Raw genomic sequence first — 13,075 nt, 5'->3', positions numbered from 1 at the left:
GGGCGGATTTCCGCCGATGTTAATGATCTCAGGGAGTGTACCGTTTTGGAACAAATACGTCCCATTCTATTGAACACGCGGACAATTCTGCAGAGCTTTTCCGTTACGTTGATCGCTCTTGCCTCTATTGTTGTTATAACCTTTTCAGCGCTTGCGGCCTTTGGCGTCGTCCCGTGGCTTGAACTGCCGATACTGATCGATGGCACCTTGGTCGAAGATGCTGGTTTTTACGTCCAGTTGGGTGTGATGACCCTGTTGTTGAGCTTGTGTTTTTTCGTGCCGACCAACCGGCGCATCATGCAGCTTGAAAGCGCTCATCACGGGTTTTCCCTGCGCATGGAGGACATTCAGCGCGCCTATGCGGCCGTACATGCAGCGGATCGCAAGGGCGTTTTCCAGGCATCTTCCGAATTTGATGCGGTCAAGGAACGCATGCTGCATCTGCGTAACCATCCTGATCTGGGCGGCCTCGAACCTGACATCCTTGAGATCGCCGCTCAAATGAGCCGTATCAGCCAGGATCTTGCTGAAACCTATTGCGATGAACGTATCGACCGGGCCCGTGATTTCCTGCGCCAGCGTCAGGCCGAGATCGAGACTTTTCAGGATCGGCTGGAGCATGCCAAAGCCTTGCACGCAGACATCCGACAATGGGCAAACCGCGTGGAAATGGATGAGGCTGTTGCTCAGTCCCAGTTGAACCGCCTGCTTGAAGACCTCGCAGAGCTTTTACCGGAAATCGACATCGGCCCAAGCCCGCAGGCCTCCAAAAACCACAGGCAAAACGGCGTGATCAGGTTGTCGTCACTGGCTGCAGAATAGCGCGGATTATCCTTTGACCTTGCATGCCCTCTGGGGCATGAAGTGCCATGGCCAAATCCCCCTCCTTTTCCTGTTCTGCCTGCGGCAATGTCACAAGCAAATGGGCCGGGCGCTGTGAAGCCTGCGGGGAATGGAACACGATTTCGGAAGATGCCGGAATCTCAAAAGGACCCGCCAAATCTTTGGGTGCAAAGCGGGGATCAGCCATTGTTCTGACCGATCTGGCAACGCAGGAGGCCCCACCACCCCGCACCCAATCCGGCATCGCCGAGCTCGACAGGGTTTTGGGGGGCGGATTGGTTCCGGCATCGGCCATTCTGGTGGGCGGGGACCCGGGTATCGGTAAATCGACCCTCTTGTTGCAGGCCGCCGCGCAATTTGCCCGCTCAGGCCTGAAAACAATCTATGTCTCCGGCGAAGAAGCCTCCGCGCAGGTCCGCATGCGCGCGCAGCGTCTGGGGTTGCAGGATGCGCCCGTCAAACTGGCTGCGGAGACCAACCTGCGCGACATCCTGACAACGCTGGAAACCGAAAGACCGCAGTTGGCCATTATCGATTCCATCCAAACCATGTGGGCCGACAATGTGGAAAGCGCGCCCGGTTCGGTCAGCCAGGTACGCGCCGCAGCGCATGAGCTGACCAGTTTTGCCAAACGCAAAGGGATTTCGGTAGTTCTGGTGGGCCATGTAACTAAAGAAGGGCAGATCGCAGGCCCGCGTGTCGTCGAACATATGGTCGACACGGTGCTCTATTTCGAGGGCGAACGCGGTCATCAGTTCCGCATCCTGCGCGCCGTGAAAAACCGCTTCGGTCCTGCGGATGAAATTGGCGTTTTCGAGATGACCGGCAAGGGGCTGTCCGAGGTGGCAAACCCCTCGGCGCTGTTTCTCTCTGAACGGGGCGAGCCCTCACCCGGATCGGTCGTATTTGCCGGTGTCGAGGGCACGCGGCCGGTATTGGTCGAGTTTCAGGCCCTTGTGGCCCCCTCGCCCCATGCTCAAGCGCGACGCACAGTTGTCGGCTGGGACGGTGGACGCCTTGCCATGATCCTCGCGGTGTTGGAGGCGCGCTGCGGCATTCCCTTTGCGGGTCTCGACGTCTATCTCAACGTTGCGGGTGGCATGAAAGTGTCTGAACCCGCCGCTGATCTAGCTGTCGCGGCGGCGCTGTTGAGTGCGCGAGAAGATGCTGCCTTGCCTGCAGACACGGTTGTTTTTGGCGAAATCAGCCTGTCGGGTGCCTTACGCCCCGCCTCCCAGACCGAAAACAGGTTGAAAGAAGCGCAAAAACTTGGTTTCACCGGCGCAATTGCCCCAAGCGGCGGCAAAGCGGTTGGCGTAGACGGCATCTCCCTGAACACGATGGGAGATTTGACCGGCTTTGTGGGTGAAATATTTGGGGCCGGATAGGCACGGGCACGAAAGGCGTTGAGAACTATGGAAGGCTTCACAATAATCGACGGTGTTGTTGCGCTGATAATTGTTGTCTCGGCACTGTTAGCCTATGGGCGCGGTCTTGTGCGTGAAATCATGGCGATCATCGGATGGATTGCCGCAGCCGTGCTGGGGTTTCTGTTTGCGCCGCAGGTAGAACCCTTGGTGCGCGAAATCCCCGTCGTCGGAGAGTTTCTTGCTGACAGCTGCGAATTGTCGATCATCGGAGCCTTCGCCTTGGTATTCGCGGTGGCACTAATCATCGTGTCTCTTTTCACCCCGTTGTTTGCCTCGATCGTGCAACGCTCCGCCCTTGGGGGCATTGATCAGGGCTTCGGCTTTGTCTTTGGCGTGGCGCGCGGTCTGTTGTTGGTGGCAATAGCCTTTTTTGTCTACGATACCGTCGTCACTGGCCAAACCTATTCTGTTGTGGATGAGAGCCGTTCTGCGGTGGTGTTTTCGCAAGTCGCCGACCGCATCCAGAATTCCGAACCCGAACAGGCTTTGGGGTGGATCACGGGTCAATATGAAACCCTTGTCGGAAATTGTGGCAACTGATCCCAAAAACCTGAAAAAGCGGCACCCTTAAGACCGTTTTAAGAGCCGCGCGCCTATGTTGCGCGCGGTTTATTTATTTTGAGGCGCTTGTGACAGATCCATCAATTGAGTGCTTTGATGATGTTGCGGCACCTGTATTCGTGCTGGAACCGGATGCGCAGAAACTGCCTCGCTATACCGGCTGGAATACCTTTGCTGAATTGAAAAGCGGGTTGGCGCGCGAGCAGGTCATCGGCAAAACCGCCCGGGAAGTCTACGCAGGACGCATGGGTCAAACGGCGTTTGAACGCCATATGCTGGCCATCGAAACCGGGCAATCCGCCACATATGAGATAGAGCTACCGATCAACGATCAGCAGATCTGGGTCCGCACAACCCTCAATCCTCAGAAAAACGACGCCGGTGAGGTCTGCCGCATCGTCGGGACCAGCATCGACATCTCCCCGGAGCAGGAGGCCAGCAGGCTGAGAGCCTCGCTTGCGACCGCTGCGTCGGAAACGGAACAATTCATTGCGATTGCAGCCCACGATCTGCGCACGCCCATGCGCAACATCAAGATCCTCATCGAAATGCTGCGCGAGGATTTCGAGGATCATGGCGACGGTAAGGTTGATCTGATCAATCTGCTCGAAGAAGTGGCCATCAAGTCCGGCGGCTTGATCTCGGACGTGCTGACCCACGCACATGAAGCCAATGTACTGCCTGAGCAGATACCCTTCGACTTCGGACTGCTGTGCCAGTCTATTCGGGACGTGCTGGACCCGCAGGGGCTTCATGAAGTCAACTGGCCGAATATTGTTCTGCAGGGTGACAAGACAGCCTTTAAGATTGTGCTCAGGAACCTGCTGGACAACGCCATCAAGCATGGCGGCAAGCCCAACATGAGGATTGATATTTCGGCGCGCCAGTCGTCCGCCAATATGATCAGCGTCAGCGTTCAGGACGACGGCGTCGGCTTCGACAATCCCGGCATGGATCTTTTCAACACCGGCACCTTCCGACCCGATAGCGGGTACGGTCTGCTGGGTGTTCGTCGTCTTTTAACGGCACGTGGCGGCCATATCGCTGTCGAAAAAACAGCCTCTGGAGTGTCCGGTGCGGTTACATTTTCACTGCCGGGCATCATAGCCGAAGCCGCTGATGATACTGGCACCGTTGCCCAACTGCACCCCCTCAGGCGCCGCGCTACGCGTTAAGCGTGTCCTAACCGTGTCTCAGAGGCGACAATCGTGTCCTTGAGCATGATAGTTTCGTGACACTTACGGCCATAGTCCCTACATACGAGATAACCCACAAACCGGATTCGGAGCTGCCCCGTTGTCCAAGATCATGCCCCCCGCTCACCCCTTTGACACGTCCTACCTGCGCGACGGCGATGATGACGACAAACTCAAAGAGGAATGCGGGATTTTCGGCGTCATCGGAGTTGTCGATGCCGCGAATTTTGTCGCTCTGGGCTTGCATGCGCTGCAACACCGCGGCCAGGAAGCAGGCGGTATCGTCAGCCACCATTCGGAACAGGGGTTTCAATCCGCCCGGCGGTTTGGCTATGTCCGGGACAACTTTACCTCGCAAAAGATTATGGAGACGCTGCCGGGGCCCTTGGCAATTGGACATGTGCGCTATTCAACGGCAGGTTCCAAAGGGCAAACGGCGATCCGGGATGTCCAGCCCTTTTTTGGTGAATTTGCCATGGGGGGCGCTGCAATTGCTCACAACGGCAATATCACCAATGCCAATTCGCTGCGCCGTGAACTGATCGAACGGGGGTCGATTTTCCAGTCCTCTTCAGACAGCGAATGCATCATTCATCTGATGGCGCGCAGCCTGCAACGCACGATCCCTGAACGCATGGAAGACGCCTTGCGCCGTGTCGAAGGGGCTTTTTCGATTGTGGCGATGACCCGCACCAAACTGATCGGTGTGCGCGACCCATTGGGTGTACGCCCGCTGGTTTTGGGCCGTGTGGGTGAGGGCTGGGCGTTGAGTTCAGAGACCTGCGCACTGGACATCATCGGCGGCGAGTTCATCCGCGAAATCGAGCCCGGTGAAATGGTTGTCATCACGGACAAGGGCGTGGAATCGCATTTCCCGTTCCGCCCGCAAAAACCCCGTTTCTGCATCTTTGAACATGTCTACTTCAGCCGCCCTGACAGCATTTTGGGCGGCCGATCCGTCTATGAGACGCGCGAAGCCATTGGGCGTGAACTGGCCAAGGAAGCCCCGGTAGAGGCCGATCTCGTCTGCCCGGTCCCGGACAGCGGCACACCTGCGGCCATCGGTTATTCCTTGGAATCGGGTATTCCCTACGCCATGGGCATCATCCGCAATCAGTACATGGGCCGGACCTTCATCGAGCCGACGGAGCAGATCCGCAACATGGGCGTGCGGCTGAAACTGAACGTCAATCGCGCGCTTATCCAGGGCAAGCGTGTGATCCTGGTGGATGATTCCGTGGTGCGCGGCACCACCTCTCGCAAAATCAAGGAAATGATTCTCGACGCCGGGGCGGCGGAAGTTCATTTCCGCATCGCCTCTCCACCCACAGCCTGGCCCTGCTTTTATGGGGTCGACACACCGCAGCGCGAAAAACTTCTGGCCGCCACCATGTCAGAAGAAGAAATGCGCGCGCACCTGCAAGTGGACAGCCTGCGCTTTATCTCCCTTGATGGACTTTATCGCGCGGTCGGAGAGACCAAAGGCCGCGATACCAAGCAGCCACAATATTGCGACGCCTGTTTTTCCGGGGAGTACCCGGTCGAACCCGCCGATCAGATAGAGAGCGGATTTGAGATGAAAGCGGCCGAATAACACACTGCTGCCGGTTTCTGTCAGGATCAACCAGCACATAGATCTCATGACAACGCTGCCGAAAAATATGGAAGACGTCATCCGGCAATGGCCGGACCCTGCGCAGTCACGCTTTGCCGATATCCGCGAGACCGTGCATCAGGTCGCGCAACGCGCGCAAATCGGAACGCTGGTGGAAACCCTGAAATGGGGCCAGCCATCATGGCTACCAAAACGCCCCCGCATTGGCACGACACTCCGGTGTGACTGGCAAGCGCATGAGCCTGATCGCCTTGCATTGTTTGTGCACTGCCAGACCAGTTTGATCGAAACCCTGCGAACGCTATACCCCAAATCCTTCACGTTCGAAGGCACACGCGCCTTGAAACTCGCCCTGGATGAACCCTTGCCCATGGACGCCATCGACCACTGCGCCTTTCTGACGCTGACCTATCATCGCAAGAATACTTGACGCGCCTACCGATCCCCCTCAAACCGCGCCTATGACAAAGACTGCTCTTATCACCGGTGCATCGCGCGGCCTGGGTGCCGCATTGGCCGAAGCGCTGGCCCCCACCCATCACATCGTCGCCGTGGCAAAAACCACCGGTGCCCTTGAAGAACTGGACGACCGCATTCAGGCGAAAGGCGGCAGCGCCACGCTGGCACCGATGGATGTTACCAATCAGGATGCGATGGCAACCCTCTGTCGCGGCATATTTGAACGGTGGGGCACCCTCGATATGTGGCTGCACGCGGCCATCCATGCAGCCCCGCTGGCACCTGCAGATCACATTGACGCCAAGGATTTCGCCAAATCCGTGGCCTGCAATGTCACCGCAACCGCAACGCTGATCACCTTTGTTGCGCCGCTGCTGGGCGATGCGGGACAAGCCGTCTTTTTCGATGATCCAAATGCCGGTCAGAAGTTTTACGGCAGTTACGGGGCGACCAAGGCGGCGCAGATTTCGCTTGCCCGGAGCTGGCAGGCTGAAACGCAAAAAACCGGCCCCAAGGTCCATGTCGTGACACCCCCGGCCATGCCAACCGCGACAAGAGCGCGGTTCTACCCCGGTGAAAACCGCACCACCCTGACCCAACCGTCGGATGCTGCCTTGGCTGTTCTGCAACAGCTCTGAGGTGCCGCGCGGCAAATCACCCGCCATGAGGCCAGGTGGCCTTGCCGCCTGACCGACCCTCGCCTATCAAGGCAAAAAGGGGCCATTTCATGCGCATTCTCATTACCAACGACGACGGCATCAACGCTCCCGGCCTGAAAGTGCTGCATGCCATCGCCACCGAACTGGTCGGGGATACTGGCGAGGTCTGGACGGTCGCCCCCGCCTTTGAACAGTCCGGTGTCGGGCATTGCATCAGCTATACCCATCCGATGATGATCAATGAATTTGGCGACAAGCGGTTCGCAGCCGAAGGATCGCCCGCAGATTGCGTTCTGGCGGGGCTACACGAGGTGATGAAAGATGCGCCCCCTGATCTTGTGCTGTCAGGCGTCAACAGGGGCAACAATTCAGCCGAAAACACCCTCTATTCAGGGACCATCGGGGGGGCGATGGAAGCCGCGCTCCAAGGGCTCCCAGCGATTGCGCTTTCACAGTATTTCGGCCCCCAAAACGCCAAGACCGCGGACCCTTTCGAAGCCTCCGGACAGCATGGTGCCGAGGTTGTTCGGCGCATTCTTGCCCATACGCCCGAAGAAAACGGCGGCTACCGGCTTTTTTACAATGTCAATTTTCCGCCTGTTCCGGGTCAGGGCGTCAAGGGCATTCGTCTTTCCAGGCAAGGTATGCGCCCAGGCACGGGGTTCAGCACGGAACCGCATCTGTCGCCTTCCGGGCGGCGGTTTTTGTGGATCAAGGGCGGCAATCAGCAGGTCTCGACAGATCCGGGCACCGATGCTGCCGACAATCTGGAGGGCTATGTGTCGGTCACGCCCATGCGGGCAGACCTGACGGCCCATGACATGTTGGGCGCTTTGTCGGGCATTGCCACATGAGTGACGACGCCACGCGCAAGATGCAGTTTCTATATGCGCTGCGTTCCAAGGGCGTTACCGACAAACGTGTGCTGTCGGCGATGGAGGCCATTGATCGTGGCCCTTTCATTCGCGGTATATTTGCTGAACGCGCCTATGAAGATATGCCTTTGCCGATTGCCTGCGGCCAGACGATCAGTCAGCCTTCGGTGGTTGGTCTGATGACGCAGGCCCTGCGGATCAGCCCCCGTGACAAGGTACTCGAGATCGGCACCGGGTCGGGGTATCAGGCGGCGATCCTGAGCAAGCTGGCGCGGCGCGTCTATACCATCGACCGTCACAGCCGACTGGTACGCGAAGCTCGCGAGCTCTTTGACCTGCTGGATCTGACCAATATCACCGCAATCACCGGCGATGGCAGCTACGGTCTGCCGGATCAGGCGCCGTTTGACCGCATCATCGTCACTGCCGCCGCCGAAGACCCACCCAGCACCTTGATGGAACAGCTCAAGATGGGGGGGGTGATGGTCATTCCGGTTGGTCAGTCAGACGCTGTGCAGCATCTGATCGTCGCTCATAAGACCCCCGATGGATTCGAATATGACGAACTGCGGCAGGTTCGCTTCGTCCCCTTGCTGGAAGGCTTGGGAAAGGACACATAAGCTGCTATAAAGGGCGCATAAAGCGTTGGAGCAACCAATGCGACGATGGTCAGATTGAGGACAAGCAGATGACCCACTTTATTTCGCGCAGCCGTCTGCGCCTTTCGCTGATGTCAGCCAGCGCGCTGGTTGTGCTGGCCGCCTGTGATCAACCGCTTGATTTTGACCTGCGCGGCGGGGTTGGCGGTTTCAGCACCGCAGATGCCGCAACGCAAGTCATCCCCGGCAGCCGCCCCAGCCCCGATGATCGCGGCGTGATCTCCTATCCGAACTATCAGGTTGCCATCGCCGACAGGGGCGACACGATTTCTTCGGTCGCGACGCGTTTGGGTGTGAGCACAGCCGAATTGGCCCGTTTCAATGGCATCGAGGCGGATGTACCTTTGCGCAAAGGTGAGGTGATTGCCCTGCCCAAGCGGGTTGCTGAACCCTCCCCGGCCACCGGCGCGATTGGAACAGGACCGATCCAACCCGGGGGCGTCGACATTGGAACACTGGCGGGCGACGCCATCAACCGCGCACCGGAATCAACCGGCGTGCAGACTGCCGCACTGCCGCCTGCCGCGACCAGCACCCCGACCCCACAAACCGGTCAGGAACCCATCCGCCACAAGGTGGAGCGCGGCGAGACCGCCTATACAATTGCACGGCTTTACCAAGTGCCCGTGAAAACACTGGCCGAATGGAACGGGCTAGGCGCTGATTTCGCCATCCGCGAAGGGCAGTTCCTGCTCATCCCGGTGGCAAAACAGGCCCCTCCTGCGGCGGCAGCATCCGCCGTCACGCAACCGGGTGCAGGATCACCAACGCCGACGCCCCCCAGTGCGACCAAACCCTTGCCGGAACCGGAAAAAACCGTCGCCGTGCCCACGGAACCTGCCGCTGATCTTGGGCCTCAGACAACGGCATCTTCCTCTGCACGCATGGTCTTCCCGGTCAGCGGCTCGATCATTCGCGAATACGCAAAAGGCAAGAACGAAGGCATCAACATCAAGTCTGATCCGGGCTCTGCAGTGAAATCAGCCGATGCGGGCACTGTCGCTGCCATCACAAAAAGCGCCGATGGTATCCCGATCATCGTGGTGCGCCACGATCCTGAGTTGCTGACGGTCTACGCCAATGTAACAGATGTTTCGGTGAAAAAGGGCACAAAGGTCAAACGTGGCGAACCGATTGCCAAGCTCCGCCCGGGAAAGGACGCCTATGTCCATTTCGAAGTGCGCAAAGGTTTCGACAGCGTGGATCCACTTCCCTACTTGCAGTAGAAGCGCGCTGAAATTGCAACTTTGCGGGGAAAACAGCCCGCAATCACCCTGAAATCGCCCAAGGCCTGCCGCATTGTCAGGCCTTGAGACACGCTACTGCCGTGTTTGCCAGCTACATAAGACCCAGTTGGAAGCAACCAGTTGGATCGACCCATGCCGAGTTTCTTCGGGTACACGAACGCAATTTTTGGCTCTCAGACCACGACCGATGGCGGCGCGGCGGTCAACTACCGGTTTGCGCCAACCGGCACCTGGCGTTGGGAAGGAACTACCACGTCCTTTGTGGTCGAGGAAGCGTTCGAAAGTAACACGGTCTTCAACGGCGATCCGACCAATGAATTCGTCAGCGACAACTTGCAAATCGGGGGCAGCCGTGCCCAGACGGTAGAGATTGACGGGACCGACCGGCAGGTGATCTGGGACTACACGTTCAACGTGACCGATGGGACCAACACATGGCGGGTAGGTGTCATCGACGTCGATCTGGACAACAGTGATGTGATCGAAGCCGGATCTGAAAACGGTTACTTCCTGGTGTTTCCCGATGGTCTTCCGCCGGAGGGTGTCGATCTGACATCAGGTGCCATCGTTGAGAATGACAGTGGAACGTCACACGCAGGTCTGGGAGGCACAGTTGTCTGCTTTGCGGCTGGCATGATGATCAAAACCGCGTCCGGGCCCCGTCCGGTTCAAGACCTGCAAACCGGTGACATGGTTCTTACGCGGGAGGGTGGCTTTCAGCCGCTGCGCTGGTCCGGTCACACAACCGTTGCCGCCCTCGGCGATCTTGCCCCGATCGTCATTTCCGCAGGGGTACTGGGCAATACAACCGATCTGATCGTCTCTCCGCAACATGCTATCCTGGTAGAGGATTGGCGGGCCGAATTGCTCTACGGAGCGTCTGACGTGCTTGTACGCGCCATTGATCTGCTTTCACATGACGGCGTTTATCGTCGTTCCGGCGGTCTGGTGACCTACTGCCATATTCTGTTTGACAGCCACCACCTCGTGCGGGTGTCTGATCTTTGGTCTGAGAGCCTCTATCCGGCTGAAATGGCGATGGAAGCCATGAGCCCCGAAGCGCGTGCTGAGATAGCGGCGCTCTTTCCGAACCTCCACGCCTACGGACCCAAAGTGGCCCGCTGTCTGCGCCACTACGAAGCGACGTGTCTTTGAGCAGAGGACGCACGATATGAAGCTCCAACCCTCCGTGCTGGCATCCTTCAGCCTTGGAAACAGGCACATTGGTGGCGGCACGCGCCTCAGGATTTCATTGAACAAAAGCAGCTGGCGCAAAGCGCTCAGACCATCGGGGGCACAGGTCATCCACCTGATACAGCCCGTCAACCGCCCAGCGTCACGCCCTTGCGCCCCGCCAAATCGGTGAAGTACTGCCAGGCTACGCGCCCTGAACGCGCGCCGCGTGTGGCCTGCCATTCGATGGCTTCGGCGCGCAGATCGTCATCGCTGATCTTCACGCCATAGGCGTCACAGTACCGGCGGATCATCTCCAGGTATTGGTCCTGATCGCAGGGGTGGAAACCAAGCCACAACCCGAAGCGATCTGACAAGGAAACCTTTTCCTCAACCGCCTCTGACGGGTTGATCGCGCTGCCGCGTTCGTTTTCGATCATGTCGCGGGGCATCAAATGACGCCGGTTCGATGTGGCATAGAGCACAACGTTTTCTGGACGGCCTTCGATACCACCGTCCAGAACGGCTTTGAGGCTTTTGTAATGCGCATCATCGTGACCAAAGGAAAGATCGTCACAAAACAGGATGAACCGGTAGGGCGCACCGCGCAAAAGGTTCAGAAGCCGCCCGACAGACGGCAAATCCTCCCGCTGCAGCTCCACGATCCGCAAGCCATCATATTTTGCGTGAACTTCGCCGTGTATCGATTTGACAAGACTCGATTTTCCCATGCCGCGCGCACCCCAGAGAAGCGCGTTGTTAGCGGGCAATCCCCGGGCAAACTGGTCGGTATTTGCCAATAGCGTGTCGCGGGAGCGATCCAGACCTACAAGTAGCGACAGATCAATGCGCGCGACCACAGGTACAGGTTCCAGCCGATCCGGCTCTACGTGCCAGACAAATGCGGAAGCGGTCGAGAAGTCCGGCGCGGCCTGTGGCGCCGGCGCCATCCGCTCCAGTGCCGCCGCGATGCGGTCCATCGGGTCGTCAATCACTTCAGATGATCCTCAGCACTGTCATCGGTTTCATCTTCGTCGTCCTCAAACCACAGGCCTTCTTCGCGCAATTTGGTTTCGCGTTTGGTTTCCACGCGCTTCACAAGGAAGATGGACACCTCATAGAGCCCATAGACCACGGTAAAGAGAATACCCTGCGTGATCACGTCAGGCGGTGTGACCAGTGCCGCGAGCACAAGGATGGCCACCACGGCGTATTTGCGAACGTTGCCAAGCCCTTCGGCATTGACCAGGCCCGCCTTGCCCATCAGCGTCAACAGCACTGGCAGCTGAAAGCAAAGCCCGAAGGCCATGATGAATTTCAAAGTAATATCAAGGGATTCGTTTACCTTGCCGAAGAAGGTAATACGGATACCCTCCTGCGTCGCACCGGCGGTCGCAGCGACCTGATCGGCACCTGTAATCGACCCCATCAGATCGGCAATGATGGAAGGTACATCTGCAAATCCGAGGAAAAATGCCATCGCCAGCGGTGTCACGACAAAATGCGCAAAGGACGCGCCCAGCAGGAACATGACCGGTGAGGCGATCAGGAACGGCAAAAAGGCGTTCTTTTCCGTACGGTAGAGCCCCGGAGCCACGAAACGCCATAGCTGCAACCCGATGACCGGAAAGGCCAGGGCAAACCCGAAGACCATCGAGATCCGAAACAGCGTGAACAGGTATTCCTGTGGCGAGGTATATTGCATGGTGGGCGAAGGATCACCCAACTCGCGCAGGGTTTCCTCGATCGGCTCCAACAGAAACTGCAATATCGGCTCTGCCACGGTAAAGGCGAGCACAATTCCGATCAGAAAGGCAATCACGGAGCGGATCAGCCTTGTGCGCAGCTCCGCCAGATGTTCGATCAACGGCGCGGCGCTGTCGTCAATGTCGTCAGATGCGCTCATGTTTCACTCTTTGCGGGGGGCTCCGCGTCCCGCGCGGCTTCTAGTTCGGCAGCTTTGGCCTGCGCTTCCTGCGCCTCTTTCATCTTACGGTCTGCCGCAGCGCGCGCCGTGGCAGCCTGTATTTTCTTGGTCTGCTCCGCCCGCTCAGCGGCCAGCTTGCCGGTTTCGCTATCGGGATCGAACTTGCCAAGGTCTGATGCCGCGTTTTTCACGCCATCCATGGCGGAGTTGATCGGGTTCGTCGCCGTCTTCAACCCTTTGGCCACGTCTCGCATGCCAGTCTCATCAGCGGCGTCATTCATGGCCCGGCTGAACTCGCGCGCCATGCCCTTGGCCTTGCCCACGGCCTGCCCGACCTTTCGGAACAGCACCGGCAAATCCTTGGGACCCACAACAATCAGCGCGACGATGCCGATGACCAGCATCTCCGTCCAGCCAATATCGAACATGGC

At 58.3% G+C, this 13,075-nt stretch carries 14 protein-coding genes; 11 read left to right on the top strand and 3 right to left on the bottom strand.

Annotated elements, in window-relative coordinates; genetic code table 11:
• Positions 1-69: 69 nt before the first annotated feature.
• The 11 genes from ACOTTU_RS02545 (at position 70) to ACOTTU_RS02495 (ending at position 10,699) form a co-directional block, all read left to right on the top strand.
• Positions 70-822 carry a DNA repair protein gene (locus ACOTTU_RS02545; protein WP_425655950.1) on the top strand — a complete coding sequence of 251 codons (753 nt, stop codon included), beginning with the start codon at positions 70-72 and terminating at the stop codon, positions 820-822.
• Between the two features lie 47 nt (positions 823-869).
• Positions 870-2,231: a DNA repair protein RadA gene (gene radA / locus ACOTTU_RS02540; RefSeq protein ID WP_425655949.1), complete on the top strand. Its 1,362-nt coding sequence runs from the start codon at positions 870-872 to the stop codon at positions 2,229-2,231.
• A gap of 27 nt (positions 2,232-2,258) precedes the next feature.
• Entirely contained in the window at positions 2,259-2,813 is a 555-nt protein-coding gene (locus tag ACOTTU_RS02535) for a CvpA family protein (protein WP_298912697.1), read from the top strand.
• An 89-nt stretch (positions 2,814-2,902) separates the two neighbouring features.
• Positions 2,903-4,009, top strand: coding sequence for an ATP-binding protein (locus tag ACOTTU_RS02530; protein WP_425655948.1), 1,107 nt, complete (start codon positions 2,903-2,905; stop codon positions 4,007-4,009).
• 133 nt (positions 4,010-4,142) lie between these two features.
• Positions 4,143-5,624, top strand: a complete 1,482-nt coding sequence (gene purF, locus ACOTTU_RS02525) for an amidophosphoribosyltransferase (protein ID WP_425656450.1) — start codon at positions 4,143-4,145, stop codon at positions 5,622-5,624.
• A 46-nt stretch (positions 5,625-5,670) separates the two neighbouring features.
• Positions 5,671-6,075, top strand: a complete 405-nt coding sequence (locus tag ACOTTU_RS02520; protein ID WP_425655947.1) for a DUF1801 domain-containing protein — start codon at positions 5,671-5,673, stop codon at positions 6,073-6,075.
• Between the two features lie 31 nt (positions 6,076-6,106).
• Entirely contained in the window at positions 6,107-6,742 is a 636-nt protein-coding gene (locus ACOTTU_RS02515; protein ID WP_425655946.1) for an SDR family NAD(P)-dependent oxidoreductase, read from the top strand.
• 89 nt (positions 6,743-6,831) lie between these two features.
• The gene (gene surE, locus ACOTTU_RS02510) at positions 6,832-7,617 is read left to right on the top strand and encodes a 5'/3'-nucleotidase SurE (RefSeq protein WP_425655945.1); all 786 of its coding nucleotides are present in this window, start codon (positions 6,832-6,834) and stop codon (positions 7,615-7,617) included.
• Positions 7,614-8,258: a protein-L-isoaspartate(D-aspartate) O-methyltransferase gene (locus ACOTTU_RS02505; RefSeq protein ID WP_298912712.1), complete on the top strand. Its 645-nt coding sequence runs from the start codon at positions 7,614-7,616 to the stop codon at positions 8,256-8,258. The genes surE and ACOTTU_RS02505 overlap by 4 nt, the downstream gene beginning before the upstream one ends.
• Positions 8,259-8,326: 68 nt before the next feature.
• On the top strand, positions 8,327-9,523 hold the full coding sequence (locus ACOTTU_RS02500) for a LysM peptidoglycan-binding domain-containing protein (RefSeq protein WP_298912715.1): 1,197 nt from the start codon (positions 8,327-8,329) through the stop codon (positions 9,521-9,523).
• A gap of 153 nt (positions 9,524-9,676) precedes the next feature.
• The gene (locus tag ACOTTU_RS02495) at positions 9,677-10,699 is read left to right on the top strand and encodes a Hint domain-containing protein (RefSeq protein ID WP_425655944.1); all 1,023 of its coding nucleotides are present in this window, start codon (positions 9,677-9,679) and stop codon (positions 10,697-10,699) included.
• A 167-nt stretch (positions 10,700-10,866) separates the two neighbouring features.
• On the opposite strand, the gene ACOTTU_RS02490 is transcribed toward ACOTTU_RS02495, so the two are convergent.
• From ACOTTU_RS02490 to tatB, 3 genes are read right to left on the bottom strand one after another with little or no spacing between them, the layout of a single operon-like run.
• Complete coding sequence (locus ACOTTU_RS02490) at positions 10,867-11,712, bottom strand: ATP-binding protein (protein ID WP_425655943.1); 846 nt, start codon at positions 11,710-11,712, stop codon at positions 10,867-10,869.
• On the bottom strand, positions 11,709-12,623 hold the full coding sequence (gene tatC / locus ACOTTU_RS02485) for a twin-arginine translocase subunit TatC (RefSeq protein WP_298912723.1): 915 nt from the start codon (positions 12,621-12,623) through the stop codon (positions 11,709-11,711). The genes ACOTTU_RS02490 and tatC overlap by 4 nt, the downstream gene beginning before the upstream one ends.
• Positions 12,620-13,072, bottom strand: a complete 453-nt coding sequence (gene tatB / locus ACOTTU_RS02480; protein ID WP_298912725.1) for a Sec-independent protein translocase protein TatB — start codon at positions 13,070-13,072, stop codon at positions 12,620-12,622. Before tatB ends, tatC begins: the two co-directional genes overlap by 4 nt.
• Positions 13,073-13,075: the final 3 nt, after the last annotated feature.

The organism is Roseobacter sp. EG26 (assembly GCF_049830555.1).
Classification (GTDB): domain Bacteria; phylum Pseudomonadota; class Alphaproteobacteria; order Rhodobacterales; family Rhodobacteraceae; genus Roseobacter.
Note: the sequence above shows the minus strand (reverse complement) of the source record. Positions and strands in the feature narration are given on the sequence as shown.

Excerpts from the sequence above, each read along its gene's own strand:
- radA (WP_425655949.1), top strand. The coding sequence starts at position 870 with ATGGCCAAATCCCCCTCCTTTTCCTGTTCTGCCTGCGGCAATGTCACA.
- ACOTTU_RS02535 (WP_298912697.1), top strand. The coding sequence starts at position 2,259 with ATGGAAGGCTTCACAATAATCGACGGTGTTGTTGCGCTGATAATTGTT.
- purF (WP_425656450.1), top strand. The coding sequence starts at position 4,143 with ATGCCCCCCGCTCACCCCTTTGACACGTCCTACCTGCGCGACGGCGAT.
- ACOTTU_RS02520 (WP_425655947.1), top strand. The coding sequence starts at position 5,671 with ATGACAACGCTGCCGAAAAATATGGAAGACGTCATCCGGCAATGGCCG.
- ACOTTU_RS02515 (WP_425655946.1), top strand. The coding sequence starts at position 6,107 with ATGACAAAGACTGCTCTTATCACCGGTGCATCGCGCGGCCTGGGTGCC.
- surE (WP_425655945.1), top strand. The coding sequence starts at position 6,832 with ATGCGCATTCTCATTACCAACGACGACGGCATCAACGCTCCCGGCCTG.
- ACOTTU_RS02505 (WP_298912712.1), top strand. The coding sequence starts at position 7,614 with ATGAGTGACGACGCCACGCGCAAGATGCAGTTTCTATATGCGCTGCGT.
- ACOTTU_RS02500 (WP_298912715.1), top strand. The coding sequence starts at position 8,327 with ATGACCCACTTTATTTCGCGCAGCCGTCTGCGCCTTTCGCTGATGTCA.
- ACOTTU_RS02495 (WP_425655944.1), top strand. The coding sequence starts at position 9,677 with ATGCCGAGTTTCTTCGGGTACACGAACGCAATTTTTGGCTCTCAGACC.
- tatC (WP_298912723.1), bottom strand. The coding sequence starts at position 12,623 with ATGAGCGCATCTGACGACATTGACGACAGCGCCGCGCCGTTGATCGAA.
- tatB (WP_298912725.1), bottom strand. The coding sequence starts at position 13,072 with ATGTTCGATATTGGCTGGACGGAGATGCTGGTCATCGGCATCGTCGCG.